Source organism: Treponema bryantii (assembly GCF_900113965.1).
Lineage (GTDB): Bacteria > Spirochaetota > Spirochaetia > Treponematales > Treponemataceae > Treponema_D > Treponema_D bryantii_A.
In genome coordinates, this window is record NZ_FORI01000006.1 from 113692 (window position 1) to 130604 (window position 16913).

At 40.1% G+C, this 16913-nt stretch carries 12 protein-coding genes; 9 read left to right on the forward strand and 3 right to left on the reverse strand.

The features are described 5' to 3' along the window. Nucleotides 1–69 precede the first annotated feature (69 nt). A complete protein-coding gene (locus tag BM161_RS08855; RefSeq protein ID WP_074931854.1) occupies nucleotides 70–1956 on the reverse strand; it encodes a methyl-accepting chemotaxis protein in 1887 nt (628 codons plus the stop codon). Between the two features lie 211 nt (nucleotides 1957–2167). Between BM161_RS08855 and BM161_RS08860 the strand changes: the two genes are divergently transcribed. The 6 genes from BM161_RS08860 to BM161_RS08885 all read left to right on the forward strand — a co-directional run bounded on the left by BM161_RS08860 (nucleotide 2168) and on the right by BM161_RS08885 (nucleotide 10558). Further along, on the forward strand, nucleotides 2168–3544 hold the full coding sequence (locus tag BM161_RS08860) for a sensor domain-containing diguanylate cyclase (RefSeq protein ID WP_143090527.1): 1377 nt from the start codon (nucleotides 2168–2170) through the stop codon (nucleotides 3542–3544). A gap of 152 nt (nucleotides 3545–3696) precedes the next feature. Next, nucleotides 3697–5268: a glutamate--tRNA ligase gene (gltX, locus tag BM161_RS08865; protein WP_074931857.1), complete on the forward strand. Its 1572-nt coding sequence runs from the start codon at nucleotides 3697–3699 to the stop codon at nucleotides 5266–5268. A 48-nt stretch (nucleotides 5269–5316) separates the two neighbouring features. Next, nucleotides 5317–6138, forward strand: coding sequence for an HAD-IIB family hydrolase (locus BM161_RS08870; RefSeq protein WP_074931859.1), 822 nt, complete (start codon nucleotides 5317–5319; stop codon nucleotides 6136–6138). A 33-nt stretch (nucleotides 6139–6171) separates the two neighbouring features. Continuing rightward, a complete protein-coding gene (locus BM161_RS08875; RefSeq protein WP_074931862.1) occupies nucleotides 6172–7089 on the forward strand; it encodes a DUF1295 domain-containing protein in 918 nt (305 codons plus the stop codon). Between the two features lie 26 nt (nucleotides 7090–7115). Next, the gene (locus tag BM161_RS08880) at nucleotides 7116–7568 is read left to right on the forward strand and encodes a low molecular weight protein-tyrosine-phosphatase (RefSeq protein ID WP_074931864.1); all 453 of its coding nucleotides are present in this window, start codon (nucleotides 7116–7118) and stop codon (nucleotides 7566–7568) included. Between the two features lie 77 nt (nucleotides 7569–7645). Next, on the forward strand, nucleotides 7646–10558 hold the full coding sequence (locus tag BM161_RS08885) for an EAL domain-containing protein (protein WP_074931866.1): 2913 nt from the start codon (nucleotides 7646–7648) through the stop codon (nucleotides 10556–10558). A gap of 22 nt (nucleotides 10559–10580) precedes the next feature. On the opposite strand, the gene BM161_RS08890 is transcribed toward BM161_RS08885, so the two are convergent. Continuing rightward, nucleotides 10581–11777: an urea ABC transporter substrate-binding protein gene (locus BM161_RS08890; RefSeq protein WP_074931869.1), complete on the reverse strand. Its 1197-nt coding sequence runs from the start codon at nucleotides 11775–11777 to the stop codon at nucleotides 10581–10583. 16 nt (nucleotides 11778–11793) lie between these two features. Next, on the reverse strand, nucleotides 11794–14826 hold the full coding sequence (locus BM161_RS08895; RefSeq protein ID WP_177206224.1) for an adenylate/guanylate cyclase domain-containing protein: 3033 nt from the start codon (nucleotides 14824–14826) through the stop codon (nucleotides 11794–11796). A 78-nt stretch (nucleotides 14827–14904) separates the two neighbouring features. Between BM161_RS08895 and BM161_RS08900 the strand changes: the two genes are divergently transcribed. The 3 genes from BM161_RS08900 to BM161_RS08910 are packed head-to-tail and all read left to right on the forward strand — an operon-like array spanning nucleotide 14905 to nucleotide 16902. After that, nucleotides 14905–15411, forward strand: a complete 507-nt coding sequence (locus BM161_RS08900) for a chemotaxis protein CheW (protein ID WP_074931874.1) — start codon at nucleotides 14905–14907, stop codon at nucleotides 15409–15411. Then, complete coding sequence (locus BM161_RS08905) at nucleotides 15398–15835, forward strand: hypothetical protein (RefSeq protein ID WP_074931877.1); 438 nt, start codon at nucleotides 15398–15400, stop codon at nucleotides 15833–15835. Before BM161_RS08900 ends, BM161_RS08905 begins: the two co-directional genes overlap by 14 nt. Then, complete coding sequence (locus tag BM161_RS08910; RefSeq protein WP_074931880.1) at nucleotides 15832–16902, forward strand: chemotaxis protein CheB; 1071 nt, start codon at nucleotides 15832–15834, stop codon at nucleotides 16900–16902. Before BM161_RS08905 ends, BM161_RS08910 begins: the two co-directional genes overlap by 4 nt. The last annotated feature ends 11 nt before the right edge of the window (nucleotides 16903–16913 follow it).

Here is a 16913-nt window from a genome sequence, read left to right on the forward strand (position 1 = left end):
TTTAGAAGCTCCCGAAACAAGCGATGTACTGAGCTTGTCGAAGTATTCGGGATGACGTTTTATTAAGATTTATTTTTCAAGTTTGAAAGAGTTCAATTCCTTCATAAGTCCCTGGAGCTGTTCCTGAGTGCTGTTTGTTGAAGCTGTTGTGACAGCAACGGCATCAGAAATCTGCTGAGAGAAGTCATTAATCTGGTTCATGTTATCAGAAATAACTCTTGTAACTTCAGAAAGGTTTCTCATTTCCTTAAGAATCTGTTCACCACCAACAAGCATTTCCTGAGAACCGTTCTTTACTTCTGCAGTAGAATCACTGATGGCGTGCATAGCTTCAAGAACCTGCTGGTTACCAGATGTCTGTTCATCCATTGCGTTGGCAATGATTGTTTCCTGTTCACGAACCTTCTGAGAAAGTTCATAAATATTTTCGAAGGCAGAAGATACGTGATTGATATCTGTTGTAATACCTGCAATAGCTTCTGAAAGTGAGCGGAGGTTTTCATCAATAGACTTACTCTGTTCACCAGACTGTTCAGCAAGCTTACGGATTTCTTCAGCTACTACCGCAAATCCCTTACCTGCTTCACCAGCGTGAGCAGACTCAATAGCGGCGTTCATAGCAAGAAGGTTTGTACGGCTTGCAATACTCTGAATGATACTTGAAGCCTGCAAGATACCTGCTGACTGCTGGAGTACAGCATCTGAAGTCTTAACGGCTGTCTTAACCTGCTGCTGACCTTTATCAGCGGCATCTGTAAGTGCATTTACTACCTGATTATTCTTATCAAGAATCTGAGAAACGCTTGCAATGTTTGCTACCATTTCTTCTACAGCAGCAGAAGACTGTGTAACACCGGCAGCCTGAGCTTCAATAGAATTGTTGAGGGCACGAATGTTACCCATAATCTGTTCAATAGAAGAGTTAGATTCTTCTACACCGGCAGACTGGTTTTCAATCTCATCTTTCATAGTTGAAAGAGATTCAACAATGTTTGAAACGTTATCTTTTGTAACGTCCATGTTGTGAACAAGGTCATCAGACTGTGAAGAAGTTTTTGTTGTTGAAACATCAATTTCTTTAAGAATGTCTCTAGCCTGATTTTTAAATTCATTCATCTGCTGAATAATAATACCAAGTTCACTACGGTGTTCTGGTCTACCATCATCTACAGTGTAATCTTTCTGAGAAAGGGCAGTTGTAATTGTGGCAATCTGTTTAAGACATTTGATAATATCCTGAACCAGAAGGAAGGTTGAAATTGCAAAGTAAATAGTACTGTACAAAATAATTGGAACTAAGCGTCTGTAAAGTTCAGAAGGACCGCCTGCAACATTTTTTGGAGTAAGAACACATATGATGAGGAAGATACAGCCAAGAAGGGCAAATGTAAGTGTAAGTACGTTTCTCTGAATGATATTGAGAGGAATGTCTTTTGTCTTAAAAGGAATGCAGTAAAGTCTTGGTTCAATAATTCTGATGTGAAGAATATAGAAGAAAAGGCTCACTTCAAAAAGGGCCCCAAGCAGCAGCATTGGAATAAACATTCCTGGAGCTGTACCATTGAAAGAAGAAATTCTTACACCATGGCTTCTGATGAAAATATTAATAGCCTGTCCAATCCAAATCATAGAACCAACTGGAATAACAATATTCAGAAGATCAATGAGCTTGAGTTTCTTATTGAACTTTTTAATACCATCAGGGGTAAGTTCTGCATTCATAATTATACGTCGTAAGACGAAACTCGAGATAATGCCTGCAATCATTACTACTAAAATGAATATATTTATTAAAGGAGAACTAAAAATATTTTTAAAATCTTCTACAGAAAATAATCCTGTAATTAGCGCAACTGGTGACATTACAATAAAGGGTGTGGCATAAAGAAGGAAAATCATTAAAAATCCATACCATGGAACGTAGATGCCGTTTGCGTAGGTTTTGTTCGAGCTCATAAAATCTCCTGCGAATTTGTTTTTAGATAAAGAATACAATTCTCTATAACATATAATTATACGGCAGATTTTAAAATAAGTTAAGTTTTTTTCTTATAGATAGGGATTTCAGCGGATAGAGAACAGACAGGATAAATCTTTTTCCTTGCAGACTAATTTTGGGCGTGTTAAAATCATCTCAAATACCGAAATTTGGACCAATTTGTTTAATATGAAGTTTAAGAAATCTTTCTCACGCGTAACAATTATAATCATCTCTATTTTTATGCTCGTTGTTACTGGCGTGTTAGGCACTGTTTTGATTATTCAGTCGCGAAATGACTTAAGAAAAGAAATGCGCGGGCGTATGCTCGATATTTTGAATAGTGCCGCCTATCTTTTGGATGGAGATGTTCTGGAAAGACTTCAAAAAGAAGATGTTGATACCCCTGAATATCAGTATTCTTTAAATATTCTGCGCGCTTTCCAGGATAATTTTAAGCTTGCTTATATTTATGGTATCCGTGATATGGGTGACAAGCGGTTCACTTTTACAATTGATCCTGCTGTTGAGAATCCTGGAGAATTCGGTGAGCCTATTGTTTACACAGATGCCCTTTATTCTGCAAGCCGTGGAGTTGCTGCTGTTGATGATATTCCTTATGAAGATAAGTGGGGCCGTTTTTACAGCGCGTACGTTCCGGTTTTTAATTCAAAAGGAAAGGTCGGCGGAATTATTGCGGTTGATGTTGATGCAACCTGGTATGAACAGAGACTTCGTAAGCATATTTTTACAACCCTTATAATCTGCATTATTTCTCTTATTGCTGGTGGTATTATTGTATTTTTGATTTTTGAAAGAATTCAAAAGCGCTTGTCTTACATTAATTTAGAAATGGGACAGCTTACAGACGAGGTTGAAGAACTTGCTCAGGCATTAAAGATTGCTTCTGGTCGCCGTTCAGATACTTTTGAATATGATGAATCTTACAGTGCTTATGATGAGGAAGATTCGCAGTCAGGAATTAATGATGAATTTGAAGAGCTTTGCGAGCGCCTGAAATATGTGCGTAGTGAACTTCAACAGTATATTGATGATGCGCATGAACTTGCCTATACAGATGCTCTTACCGGGGCGGCAAACAGAAATGCCTATATTGAAAATGTAAAACTCTATGATGATGAGATTCGGGAATCTGAGCCAGAGTTTTCTATTGCGGTGTTCGACATTAATGGTCTTAAAAATGCCAATGATACTTATGGTCATGAGTATGGAGACCTTCTGATTATTACTGCTTCTGATATTCTGAAAGATTTTGTAGGTTCTGAAAATCTTTTTAGAATTGGTGGAGATGAATTTGTTGCAATTCTTGAAGTATCTAAACAAGAAAAACTAGATGAGATTTTTGCGGCAATTGATTCTTCTGTTGCCGAAGCAAATGAAAATGTAGAAGACTTTAAAACTAAAGCACCACTTGCAATTTCTAAAGGTGTTTCTACTTACGTGCAGGGAAAAGATTCTTCTGTACAGGTTGTTTTCCATCGCGCAGACGAAGCAATGTATGCCGATAAAACTGCGTACTATAAAAAACACGACCGAAGACATTGATAAACGTGTACAGGGGAGTACGGTAGTTTCGACAAGCTCAACCACCGTACACAAGCTTAACTACCGTACACAAGCTCAACCACCGTATATTGCGATATAACTTCAAAATCATTATAATCAATCATTACTTTCTATATTAAATGAGGTTTTTTATGAGTGAAGTTAGAGTTCGTTACGCTCCTTCCCCAACAGGAATGCAGCACATTGGCGGTGTTCGCACTGCACTTTTTAATTATCTTTTTGCACGCTCTCAAAACGGAAAATTCATTCTTCGTCTCGAAGATACAGACCGTACCCGTTATGACGAAAAATATGTTCAGAATCTTTATGATACAATGGCATGGCTTGGAATCGACTGGGATGAAGGCGGTTCAAAGGGCGGTGAATATGGTCCTTATGTTCAGAGTGAACGCTTTGAGCTTTACAAGAAATACGCTTATGAACTCGTAGAAAAGGGAGAGGCTTACTACTGCTTCTGTGATGCAGAACGCCTCGACCGCATCCGCAAGATTCAGACAGAAAACAAGATGGCTCCAGGTTACGACCGCAACTGCCGTCACCTTACTCCGGAAGAAGTAAAGGCTAATCTCGACGCAGGTAAGCCATACGTAATCCGTCTTAAGGTTCCTATGGAAGGAGAAACAAAGTTCTCTGACCACCTGCTTGGCGATATCGTTTGGAAGAATGAAGATATTTCTCCGGACCCTGTTTTGCTTAAATCAGACGGCTTCCCAACATATCACCTTGCAAACATTGTTGATGACCACTTTATGAAGATCAGCCACGTAATGCGTGCTCAGGAATGGATTCCTTCAACTCCACTCCACGTTCAGATGTACCGTGCTTTCGGCTGGGAGCATCCTGAGTTCTGTCACCTTCCAATGGTAAACGGTTCAGATGGAAAGAAGCTTTCTAAGCGCCACGGTTCTACATCTTTGAACGAGTTCCGTGCCCGCGGTTACCTTCCACAGGCAATCGTAAACTACGTTGCAATGCTTGGCTGTTCTTACGAAGAAGGAAAAGAATTCTATACTCTCGAAGAACTTGCAAAGGCCTTTAAGCTTGAGCATTTGAACAAGGCTCCTGCTGTATTTGACTACAAGAAGCTTGAATATTTTAATGCAAACTATATCCGCCAGCTTAGCACTGAGGAATTGTATAAGTGGACTCTTCCATTTATTACAGGTACTGGTGATGCTACTCTCGAAATCAATCCTGAGAACCCACAGCCAAAACCAAATGTTGGACCTGAGTTCTCCGGTGTTGCTCTCGGTGAGGACGGAAAGCCTTACTGCGTAGACAAGAGCATGAACATGAGCTCAGAAGATGTTGAAAAAACTCTTATGGGACTTATGCCTCTTATCCAGGAACGTCTTAAGTTCCTTACAGAAGCAGCTGAAATGGTTCACTTTATGTTTACAGAGCCTGCAGTTCCTCCAGTAGAGCAGCTTGTTCCAAAGAAGATTGATGCAGCAAAAACTAAGGAAGTTCTTGAAGCAGCAAAAGACTTTGTTCACCAGTGCTTCAGCCTCGACCACGAGGGAGCAGAAAACCTTGCTAAGGCAAAGGCAGAAGGGCTTGGAATTAAACTCGGCGACTTTATGATGCCAATCCGTATGGCAGTAACAGGCAGCCGTGTTTCTCCACCGCTCATCGGTTCTATCTTAGTTCTTGGCGAAGAGAAGTCTCTCGCAAGAATTGAAAAAGCAATCGCTACTCTCTAGTGACATTCCCCGGCTTGACCGGGGAATCTTTTTTTAACATAATTAAATATGGATAACAGAAACATTTCTATAATTCTGTCTGATCTGGACGGAACTCTTTTTCATGATGATAAATCAATTTCAGCTTATTCTAAGCAGATAATTGCCGAGGCGCAGAAGCGGGGCATTCTGTTTGGAGTGTGTACTTCTCGCGCAAAGGTAAATGCCGTTAAGTTTCTGGATGGCATTCAGCCTGACATTCTTATTACAAACGGCGGCGGGCTCGTGACGGTTGAGATGCCGAAACAAGTTCGGCATGACGGTGATGATGGTCGGTATGACGACAATGGAGTAATCTATTCCTGTGAGTTCACGGTAGAAGAAATTCGTACCCTCATTAAAACAACCTTCGAAGTGTGCGGACCGGACGCTGTTCTTTCTGTTGATAACGATCACGGACTTTACTGTAATACAAAAGAAGAACTCGGCGATAAATACTGGACCCATACAGATTTTGCTGATTTCAATGAAACCGCAATGAAAATGTGCATTGAAACTCTCGATCGTGAAAAAATTGAAAAGGTGGCTTCGAGCATTGGAATCGACAAAATAGATTATCTTCCTTTTTCTGATATTCCATGGTATAAGCTCAGCAAAAAAGGTGCCACAAAAGAAAAGGCAATTGAAGTTCTTTGCGAGCATCTCAAAATCATACCATCACAAATTGCAGCCTTTGGAGATGACTTTAGCGATATTGGAATGCTAAAGCTTTGCGGCAAAGGCCTTGCAATGGAAAATGCCATTCCTGAAGTAAAGCAGATTGCAGATGAAGTTTGTGCTTCAAACGAGGCAGATGGCCTTGCCGAGTGGATTAAAAATCATCTTTTATAATATAATAGACAACATCTTTTTGGAGTTACCACTATGATTATGATTAAGAACCGGGCTGCAGCGCTTTTTGTTATTATTCTGATTTATATTCTTGCAGGTTTTGGCGGAGTATATGCTTATGATTATTTTTCTTCACCAGAGGGGCTTGCTCTTTCTTACCCTGCTGCAATCTTTTTTGCAGATGTTGCCGCAACCGTAATTGTATTTATTTTCAGCCTTATTTTTGGAAACGCTTCGGTTTATGATCCTTACTGGAGTGTGCAGCCGCCGGTAATTCTTCTGGTAACTTTTATAAAGACAATAGCTTCTGTAAAAACAGGTAATGCTGCAATTTCAGTTTCAGATGTTGAAGCAGTAGCAAGCTGGAGTTTTCTTGCATGTATGCTTTTGACTGCAGTGTTCTTCTGGGCAATAAGACTCACTGCTAACTGGTCTTATAACTTTGAAAGCTTTGAATATCAGGACTGGCGTTATGTAATGTTAAAGGAGAAATCTGGAATTGCATATCCTCTTATCAACTTTATTGGAATTCACATGTTCCCAACCTGCGTAGTTTATCTTTGTGTGCTTCCTGCAGTAACTGCTATTGTAGAGGGTGCTGCTTTCAAACCATTGTGTTTTGTATTTGTTATGCTCAGTGTTCTTGCAGCAGTTTTCCAGGGGATTGCAGATATTCAGATGCACCGCTTCAGAAACTCAGGTGTTGGCGGTTTTATCCGTACAGGACTCTGGAAGCATTCAAGACATCCAAACTACGCTTGTGAAATTCTCATGTGGTGGGGAATTGGTCTTGCCAGTGTTGTAGCACTCGGCGGAAAAATCTGGCTGCTTAGCGGAGCCCTTATCAATACCCTTATGTTCCTTTTTGTAAGCATTCCAATGGCAGACAAGAGACAGTCTCGTAAGCCTGGTTTTGAGGAATATAAAAAAGAAACACGCATGCTGCTTTAGTCTGAAGTCTGAGGGTAAAAATCAAAATGATAAAAATACTTTTTGTATGCCACGGAAATATCTGTCGTTCTCCCATGGCCGAGTTTGTAATGAAAGAACTTGTCCGAAGAGCCGGCCGTGAAAATGAGTTTTTAATTGAGTCTGCCGCAACAAGCCGTGAAGAAATTGGTAATGACATACATTACGGCACACGCGCAAAACTTCGCGAGCAGAACATTCCGTTCAGCCGCCGCGCTGCCCGTCAGATCACAAATGCCGACTACGATAAATACGATTATCTTGTTGCTATGGACGACGAAAATGAATATTATATGAACAGATGGTGGGCACCAGACGACGAGCATAAAATTGTGCGTCTGTTATCCTTTGCAGGAAAAGCCCGCGACATAGCAGATCCATGGTATACCGGCAATTTTGATCAGACTTATGATGATATTATGGAAGGCTGCACAGCATTCCTTGAAAAGTTGACTGAATAATAAAATCTTTAAAAATTTAAAATCTTTTGTATTGTTAAAAAAGTATGGTATAATTAAGGAATACGTAAAGACCATACATGAATACACTTAACAACATTGACAAGCCAAAGGTTCTCATTGTAGAGAGTGATGCAGAAAACTCTGCTGAGCTAAAGAATATAATTTCTAATCATTATGAAGTAGTTGAAGCTACGCCAGAAAATGCAGCTTCTCTGATTTCTGATAAAGAAAATGGAATTACTACAGCCATTTTGTATATTAAGCTGGCCGCTCCAATTATCAAAGAGCTTCGTGGTTCTATTCCAACAGCAAAGTTTCCGGTTTTAATCTGTACAGATATTGATAACTCTGACCTCGAAAATGAATTGCTGGATCTTGAAGTTATAGACTTTTTGAAAAAGCCTTATGACAAACGTCGCGTTCTTAACCGCTTAAAGACAGCCATAAAACTTGCAGAAGCAAATAAAGCAATTGATGAACTTGAGCGCGATGAGCTTACCGGCCTTCTTACCCGCAAGGCATTCTTAATTAAAGCAGAACAGTTTATTGCAAATAATCGCGATAAAAACTTTTGTATAATCGCTTTTGATTTTGATAACTTCAAATCTTCTAACAGCCTTTATGGCGTAGAAAAATGTAATGAGTTCCTTGCCTATACCGCACGGGAACTTATGAAGGCAATGCCTCAGGGAATTTCTGGCCGCTACGGTGGAGATCAGTACATTCTTTTTTATGAGTATATTGAAAAGGTTGATATAGATCGTCTTAACCGTGTTACAAAACTTATTCTGGATAACGCTCCTATTCCTCATCAGATTGTAAAGATGGGAGTATATTCTCCAGTAGACTGTGAGCTTCCTCTTGTAATCTGCTGCGACAGAGCCTTTCTTGCACTTAGCGGAATTAAAGGAAAGTACGGAAAGAATCTTGCTTTCTTTGAAGAGACTCTTCAGAATCAGCTTTTAAACGAACAGAGAATTATAGAAACAATGGAACGGGCGCTTGAAGAAAAGCAGTTCCAGGTTTTTTATCAGCCTAAACACGAAACTGTTACCGGTTATATTGCTGGTGCCGAAGCACTTGTGCGCTGGAATCATCCTGAGTATGGTTTTATGGCACCGGGGCAGTTCATTCCACTTTTTGAAAGAAATGGTTTTATTACAAAGCTTGATTGTTTTGTAATAGAGCAGGTTTGTAATGACCTTGTACGCTGGAAGCAGGACGGACTTCCGCTCGTTCCAATTTCAATAAATGTTTCCCGCCGAGACTTTATGGAAAGCGGCTGTATTGACCGTCAGCTTCAGACAATCGAAAAATACGGAATTGATCACAGTCTTATTCACATGGAAGTGACGGAATCTCTTTATTCAGATAATACAGATTTAATTATTTCCAAGGTAAAAGAAATTCAGAATCTGGGCTTTATGATTGAGATGGATGACTTTGGTTCAGGCTATTCTTCTCTGGGTATGCTTTCAACCTTCCCGTTAAATGTTTTAAAGCTAGATATCAGTTTTGTAAGAAATATTCGTGCAAACGAAATTGTAATCGAAAATATTATTAAGATGGCTCACAGAATGGGTCTTCTCGCAATTGCAGAAGGAGCAGAAACTGTAGAGCAGTATAAGATTTTGAAAACTCTTGGTTGTGATTATATTCAGGGCTTCTATTTTTCTAAGCCGCTTCCAATCAGAGACTTTGAATCTTATCTTAAAAAAGCTTCAATCTTCACTTGTGGTTCAATTCATCTTAGAAAAGCTTATGATGGTTCTGATCCTGTAACAGAAGACATGCTGATTGCGGCAAATGAAGTTGCAGAAGGAATTCCTGGAGGATTTTTCTCTTATCACGCAGACGGAGGACTTGAACTTATTTCCTTCAACAGTGAGCTTATCCATATGTACGCTTGTACGACGGCAGAAGAATTCCGTGAGTATGTTGGTAACTCTTTCTGCGGTATTGTTCACCCTGACGATTTTATGCGTGTGCAGCGAAGTATTGATAAGCAGATTAATGAGGACAACAATATTGATTACGTTGAATACCGCATCAAGGCAAAAGATGGAACTGTAAAATATGTAAAAGACTACGGCCGTTTTGTTAAAACTAAAAATTACGGTGATATCTTCTATGTATTCTTAAACGATATTACGCTTGAAGAAAGAGCAAAGGCAGAAGCTGAAGCAGAACTGGTGCGTAAAATTGAATTGCAGAGAACTGCAGATATTGCTTCTAATGCTAACCGGGCAAAGAATATTTTTATGTACAATGTGGCACAGAATATTCGTGGAGATATGAAAACAATTATCGGCCTTACCAATGATATTAAGAGTAAGTCTCACGATAATTTGATAATTCATTCTTCTCTGCAAAAACTTGAAAAGTCTCAGGAACACATGCTTAACTTTATCAATAGTGTTTATGAACTCTCTCAGATGGAAATTGGTGATGTTCAGGTTAATGAGGCTCCTATCGATATAACACACGCCATGGAAAAGACCTATGAGCTTATTGAGCAGGAAACAAAGGCAAAGAATATTACGGTAGAGTACTGGTCAGAAATTTCTAATCCGTATATCTATCAGGATATTATGCATACAACAAACTCTGTAATGCAGGTATTGTCGAATGCTGTAAAGTACACTCCTAATGGTGGAAAAATTAAGTTTGGGCTTAAACAGACTCCAAGCGATAATCCGGATGAATGTATCATTAGCTTTATCTGTGAAGATACTGGTATCGGAATTTCTCCAGAGTTTGTACCTTATATCTGTAAGAGTTTTGCGCGCGAAGATAATGAAGTTAATTCTGAAATTCCGAGTGCAGGTTTAGGACTTAGTATTGCAAAGAATCTGCTTTATGTGATGGGCGGAACAATTGATATTAAGAGTGAACTTGGTGTTGGTACTACAGTAATTACTTCGCAGCCACATCGTTATGCCAGAAAAGAAGATGTTGAAAAAGCAACCTCCCTTTCTGGAAATGTATAATTATAGATTTTAGTATTATTGATTAAAGCCCGCGAGCCCAGACATAAGTGCTTAAATACGGGTCTGGGCGAACAGTACCTTCAGAAGCATACAACTCATCAATCTGGCCCTTCTCATTAATCTTACCAATTCGAATTACTTTATTCAGATGCTGATTAGAACCTTCAATTGAGACAATGCCTTCCGGCGCAATGCAGCTTAAACCTTTTGCGGCAATTCTAACAGGCTCAACATCAAAGGTTCCGGCTCGTGAACAGGCTGCGGCCCAGAGGTTTACGGCAATGTATGCGGCTTCTTCAGGGTCTCCTACAGCTTTATTTGTGCCGAAAGCCTTTTTGTATGCAGAAACAAATCTTGTGTTTTTTGCAGAGGCAGTAGATTCAAAATAGTTCCAGCAAACGTAGTGTCCCTTGAGCTTATCAATACCAATAGTTTTGATTTCACTGTCGGAAACGGAAAAACTCATAACAGGAATTTCTTCCGGCTCAATATCAGAATATTTGAGTTGAGAGAAGAATGACTGGTTAGAGCTTCCGTTCAGCGTGTTGATAATAACATCCGGCTTTAATTTTTGAATCTCTTTTACAACCTGGCTGAAATCTGATTCATGCATTGGAACATAAGTTTCTGCAACGCACTGACCGCCAAGGTATTTGAGCTGAGCCTTGATAATTGAGTTTGCAGTGCGAGGGAAAATATAGTCACTTCCAAGAAGATAGAAACGCTTCCCGAAATTTTTAAAACAGTAATCAATGGCAGGAACAACCTGCTGATTTGGAGCGGCTCCCATGTACATAATGTTAGGGCTTGCTTCAAAACCTTCGTACTGTACCGGGTACCACAAAAGACCGAAATCTTCTTCGACAACAGGTTTTACAGCCTTGCGTGAGTCAGAAGTCCAGCAGCCGAAAATTGTTGCAACCTTATCTTCTTCCAGAAGCTTACGTGCTTTTTCGGCAAACATACGCGGATTACTTTTTCCGTCTTCTTCTATTACTTTTATCTGGCAACCTAAAACTCCGCCTGCATCATTTAATTCCTGAATGGCAAGCAGCTCTGCGTCGCGAACGCCAATTTCACTTATAGACATTGTTCCTGTAAGCGAGTGGAGAAGGCCAACTTTTACAACCTTCTTGCTCTGCTTTTTGCAGGAAGTGAGAGTGAGTACGCTGAAAATTGCAGCAGTAACAAGTGCTGCCTGAACTACATATTTCTTCATATCTCTCCTGTAAATCCTATAAAACGTTGTAAGTTTTCATCTTGCCTTTTCCCTTAACCTGACATTCAATCGGGTCGCTGAACTTAAGACCTTTCTGTCCAGCAAGATTCTCTTTAAGATCTTCTGTAATTCTTATTCCACCCGGGTCAGCTGCAGTTTCCATTCGGCTTGCTACGTTTACTGTATTGCCCCAGACATCATAAATAAATTTATGAGTTCCAATTACACCAGCAGTTACAGGACCGCAGTTAAGACCAATACGAATCTCAAATTTAATGTCTGCAGTTTTGTTGTAGTCTGCAAGATCCTTGAGCATGCCCTTTGCAAAATCTACCATGATGCGTGCGTGGTTTTCGTTTGCTTCCGGAACACCACAGGCAGCCATGTAGGCATCTCCAATAGTTTTGATTTTTTCTACGCCCATTTCCTTTGCGCGTTCATCAAAACGGCTGAAAAGAGCGTTGAGTGCTTTTACAATTTCTTTAGCGTTGTGACCGCTCGAAACCTTTGTAAAGCCAACGATGTCAGAGAAGAGAAGGGTAACATTTTCAAAGTCTTCTCCGAATGCCTTGTCGCCCGATATTTCCTTAAGCTTATCTGCAATCTTGTCTGGAAGAATTGAACGCAAAAGTCTGTCTGACTTGTCTTTCTCAATTTCAAGGTCGGCAGTACGTGCCTGAACCAGAGCTTCAAGACGGATGTTTTCAAGCTTGATGCGGTGTTCGCGAATCAGGAAGAAGGCGATTGAAGCACCTACAAGAAGTGAAACTGTTACAATCCAGAAATCCGGGCGCTGCCACAGATATGGCTTCTGATAGAAGAACATCATCTCATCATTATTAGACTGAAGACCGTTTCCGTTTATTGCATAAACAATGAACGAATGTTTTCCCGGAGAAAGGTTAGTGTAAGAAACTACGCGGTCTGAAACAGGAATTGTGTAGTCTGAGTCAAAGCCAGTGAGCATGTGAGAGAAGCTCAGCCGTTCAGGAGCATCAAAACTGATGCCGGTATATTTAATATCAATTCGCTTTGTGCCAGGCTTAAGCACAATCATTTCTCCAGAGTTCTTATGAACAACAGAGTCAATTGTAATTGTTTCAATCTGGACAAGTGGAAGAATGTCGCTCTTGTGAACTTTCTGAGGATCGTAAACGGCAATTCCGTCTACAAGAGGAATCCACAGACGGCCTTGTGAATCAATGATTGCACGGGCAGTTGAAGTTACACCGTCGGAATCAAGGCCGTCGTTTCTGTTGTAGTATTTTGTTGTAAGAGTCTGACGTTCACCGCTGAAGAGCTCTTCAATTTCTGCCATTGAAAGGGAAGCAAGGCCGTGGTTATTTGTAATCCATGCGTTGTTTGCTTCATCAAACATAATCTGGAAAACAGAATTTGTTCCGATTCCGTTTTCAGAGTTTATAGTGTTACAGTGAAGTCTTTGTGTCCTGGTTGAATCGTAATCTTTAATGCGGGTAATTCCACTTCCGGTACAGATCCAGAAGTTTCCGTTTGCATCCTGATTGATTTTGAAAATTACGTTGCCGGCAATTCCATCTGCAGAAGTGATGTGCGAGAAAATCTTTTCATCCTTCATAAGGAATATGCCGCCACCATCAGTACCAAGCCAGATAACTCCATGACTGTCTTTGTAAATAGCCATAATGTATTCTGTGTCAAGGTCGCCGGTGTTCTGTTTGAACGAAGTAATAGTTCCGTCTTTATGGATAATGCTTAAACCGGTTGTTGTACCAACATAATATTCGTCTGGAGCAGATTCAATTGCAACTCGAACCTTATTTCCTGCAAGTCCGTGGTCTGAATCCCAGCTCTTAATAGTTTTTCCATCATAAATAAGCTCACCTGGTTTTGAGTAACAACTTACAAGAAGTCTTCCGTCTGAAGTTGCTTCTACATGACGGATTCGTAAATCTTTTGTGTAGCGGGTAAGCGCGTTTTCTACGCGTGTGTCGTTTTCGTAACAGAGAACTCCTTTATCGGTAGCGGCCCAGATTTTTCCGTCTTTAGCTTCAGCAAGGCTGTTTACAGTAAGACCAAGGCGGTGCATTGTAAACTTGCCGTGAGTCATCTTACCAATGCCGTTTCGGTCAGTAGCAAACCAGATATGATTTTCGCGGTCCTGAATAATTCGGTTTATGTTTGAACCAACAAGTTCAGGAGCGCCCTTGTATTCTTCAAAAGTATTATTTGCGTAAACTACAAGACCATGCTCAGTTCCAAACCAGATAACGTCATCATCATCTTCAAGAATTGTGCAGGTTGGTGTTTTATCAAGAAGAGTTCCGGTTTGAAGGAGAGTAACCTTGTTGTTGCGCATAGTGGCAATTCCGCGGTCTCCAAGACCAATCCAGAACTGACCTTTGTGATCCTGGAAAATTGCAGTGGCAAAGTAGGTTGAGAATTTTTCAAAGGAATCCAAAGGTTTAAAAACTCCGTCTACGCAGAGAAAAAGTCCGTTTTCGTTAGAGGTTGTAAGCCAGATACGTCCGCTGGCATCGCAGTAAAGGTTTGAAGCAATTACACCGTTAGCAGTGGTTCCTGCTCCAAACTGAGGGTTAATAAGTTTTTCGTCGGGAGTAAGATAGATTACACCGGCAGCAGTTCCAACCCAGATGTTGCCTTTAGTGTCTTCACAGAGTGCACGCACAGAATTGTTCGGCAATCCGTTTTCCATCGTGTAAATTTTATTACCGTCTTCAGAAATCTTGTGAAGCCCTTCATCGTTTGAACCAACCCAGATGTTTCCACGCGAATCCTGAATGATTGTTCTTGCGGAAGCAAATCCGTATTCTTTGTCGGAAATGCGGTTTATTGTTTTGAACTCAACTCCATCGAATTTAACAAGACCTTCATATGTTCCAATTTGTATATAACCGTCTTTAGTTTGATAAATGTCGTTTGCAGTTGTTCCGGAAAGACCTCCAAACTCACTCCAGGACTGATAAACATAATTATCAAAGAAACTGTTTTGAGGAAAACACAGGAAGGATAGTGTTAATCCTAATATGGAAAAGATAAACTTTTTCATAAGAATATTATCTGCCCAAAACATTATAAATGCAAATTTTTTTGAAAAAACCATTAAATAGGTATATAATATAGTAATATGTCAGAAGAGATTTTATCATTAATAAAAAGTGGTGCACAGGAAAAAACTACAGCACAAAAAGTTGAAAAAAAAGCCACATGGCTCATTTTTACAATCGGTAATGCAGCAGATGGCAACAATCAGTATGCAATACCAGCTGAAAAAGTTAAGGAAATCCTACGTGACGCAACAGTCTTTCCGCTTCCTTTTGTTCCCCCTTATGTTAATGGTGTGTTAAACCGTTACGGCGATCCTTATGTAGTAATAGATTCTGCCGTGCTTGAAGGAAAAGAAGCACAGAAGTCGTTTCTTTTTATTGTAATGAATGATGAAAGTCATACCTGCCTGCGTATTACAGATGTAAAAGACTTTTTTACAGCAACCGAAAAGGATGTAGTACATTTTTCAGAAGCAGAACTTTCAGATTATTATGATGGAACACTCAACATAAATGGACAGGAAGTTTTTGTTCTAAATGTTCAGGCAATCATAGAAAAAGTAGGAAAAGAAATTGCGGCAGCCTGAGAAGTTCATTAGCATAGCCTACCAGCAGATAGATTTTTTAATTCCTAACGACTCAGTAATTTCCTCAGTTGGGGTAAAAGACCTTGATATGGCTCAGCTTCAGGGCGGAGCAACTGGTATCTATGATTTTGATGAAATTGCCTCAGCCTTTATGCAGTTTCCACGCGAATCAGAAATTAAAACAATGATAGTTTTAAAAGCTAGTGATGGCTCTGATAACCGCATTTCAATTGTTACAACTCAGGAATGCAAGGTATGCACAATACCGCTTTCAAATCTTTCCCTCTTTTCAGATTTTTATGAAGAGCAGTTTAAGCACTTAGGAATTTTTGCCTGCTGCTTTGAAGAAAACAGAATCAAATTATTAATAGATGTGAATAAAATACTAAGCTGTTTGAATGACAGTGTTCTGGAGGAATTATGATACACGTTCTTGTTGCTGCTTCTTCAGCTGTCATACGCTCAGTGTTAAAAGATATAATTCTCAAAACAAAAAAACTTCAGTGGGCAGGTGAAGCTGCCTCTTATGCAGAATTGAAGGCAGAAATAATTCACCTGAACCCGGATGCAGTTATTTCAGACAAAAGCCTTTTTGACGCAGTACGCAGCAGTACTCTGTCAGACTTCTGTTATACAACTGTAATCCCTACAATCATATATCATCAGCCTGGAGACAAGCCTTATTATTCTGCAAAGAATATTAAGTTTCTGGAAATGCCGGGTTTTATCAGCTTTTCTTCAAACAAGGTAGAAGAGTATTCGGTTGAGCTTGAACAGTACATTATGGACTTAAAGTGCAACGTACTTTTCGAAAATCATCCTGCTTCAGTAGTTTCATCTTTGTCTGATAATGGAGCCTCTGCACCTGTAGTTATGCAGGCTCTTCCAAAAGTTTTTAAGGAAAGAAGATTTAAGGCCGTGCTTGTTGGTGTTTCAACCGGCGGGCCGGGAGCCCTTCTGGAATTCCTTAAGGGTATAGGAAAAGACTTTCCAATTCCAATTATTATCACCCAGCATATTGATTCATTTTTTGATAAAAACCTTATCACCTGGCTTGCTTCAGAAGCAGCGCTGCCAATTCACCTGGCAGAAAATAATATGAGACCTCTTCCAGGTCATATTTATTTTGCTCCTTCAGATGTGCATGTTACATTCGTGCCGGTTACAGATGATGATTACCGCATTGTGCTAAATCATGATGCGCCAATTAATTTCCTGCGGCCTTCAGTTGATAAGATGTTTGAAAGTGCTGCCCGTGTTTTTGGAGAAAACTGCATTGCAGTAGTTCTTACAGGAATGGGAGCAGACGGTGCAAAGGAGTGTGTGCATCTTAAGCAGTTAGGAGCGTACACAATTACACAGGATAAGGCTTCGTCCGTAATTTATGGAATGCCGAAAGCCGCTTATGAAATGGGCGGTTCCTGCGAGGTATTACCGCTGAAACAGATTCCGGAAAGGCTATGGAGCCTGGCCGGCAGAGAAAGGGCTTAGCGGGAGAGAAG